The sequence below is a fragment of the Pseudoalteromonas sp. ESRF-bin5 genome (assembly GCF_002632075.1).
Taxonomy (GTDB): Bacteria; Pseudomonadota; Gammaproteobacteria; order Enterobacterales; family Alteromonadaceae; genus Pseudoalteromonas; species Pseudoalteromonas marina.
Map to the genome: position 1 here is coordinate 1 of NZ_NTLW01000004.1, position 1,195 is coordinate 1,195.

The 1,195-nt window shown below is 35.1% G+C and carries 2 protein-coding genes; both read right to left on the minus strand.

The annotated features are described in order from the left end of the window. The coding region (locus tag BCG07_RS00035) for a transposase (RefSeq protein ID WP_244152508.1) at positions 1-158 on the minus strand (158 nt) is incomplete at its 3' end. Between the two features lie 12 nt (positions 159-170). Further along, positions 171-560, minus strand: coding sequence for a hypothetical protein (locus BCG07_RS00040; protein WP_286887892.1), 390 nt, complete (start codon positions 558-560; stop codon positions 171-173). Positions 561-1,195: the final 635 nt, after the last annotated feature.

Here is a 1,195-nt window from a genome sequence, read left to right on the forward strand (position 1 = left end):
TTCTTGACCCATGCTCTAAGTGTTTCTGGGGTACATCCCAGTTTATCTGAAATCGATACTAGCGCAGCCCAAAGAGAAGGGTATTCATGCTGTTGTGTGGTAACAAGCCTAATTGCACGTTCACGAAATTCTGATGTATAGCGATTTGATTTTTTCATAGTTCCAGTTTCTCAAGTTATTGAGTCTCTGGCAAACACGGGGCGATTCAATTTAGCAGCTACATTAGCAGAATTAGCAAACTCCCAAGCCTTTTTATAGTTAGCCAATTCTTGATATTGTTCAGCGATGGCAAAATTAATAGATGCAATATATTCGTTTAAGTTTGAGCGTTTAGCTAATTTTAATGCTTTAAAATAAAAAACAAGTGCCTTATCAGGATTATTATGAGTGAAATCGCCAAGTGTTTCCCATTGAAAAGGATGATCTAACTTAGTGCACTCATGGGTATCACAAATTTCTTTAATTTGATTATATGCTGCCCACTCAACTTCTGTACTCTCAGCGTTAACAATAATTAATACTAGGTCATGGACTTTTTCATGATGCGGTGGTCGATTCATACTCTATACACATAACAACTTTATCAGAGGACACTTTCCTCTTTTTATGAGCAATGTATGTCCTCTTATTTATTTTTAATACTAATAACAAATCCTGTAACACATTGCGAGTATTAACTTTAAGTCGGATGGGGTTGACCGTAACACTTTTAACAATAGGCAGAAAAGGGGAAAGTGTCCTCACTTTCTGACTTAGGAGGAAAAACGCCATCGCTTTAGTAAATGCAGTAATTAAAAATTTAAAATGAAAACCAAAAGCTTTTTTAAACCATTTTACCACCTCAAAAAATAGCAACGGTAATATAAGTAACTACTTTAAATACAATTGTTTGTGTAAGGCTATTAAAAAGGTAGATTTTTTACCGGTGGTAGCTGTAAAAATGAGGTGATGAAAAGTCGAGGGTCAAATCTTGACTTCAGACATTAAGATTTTTGACTAACTATTTCTCGCTCATTACTGCCCTTAATAACCATTCAAACATGATCAAAGTTTAAAGCTTTGCTTTAAACTAGCCCCCTGTGTCAGGATAGTTGTCGCCTCTAACATTTAGCAGAGGCAAATAAAATGAAACGTCAATTTACACAAGAGTTTAAAGTTCAAGCTGTTGAAAAAGCATTATCTCAATGTGATGATG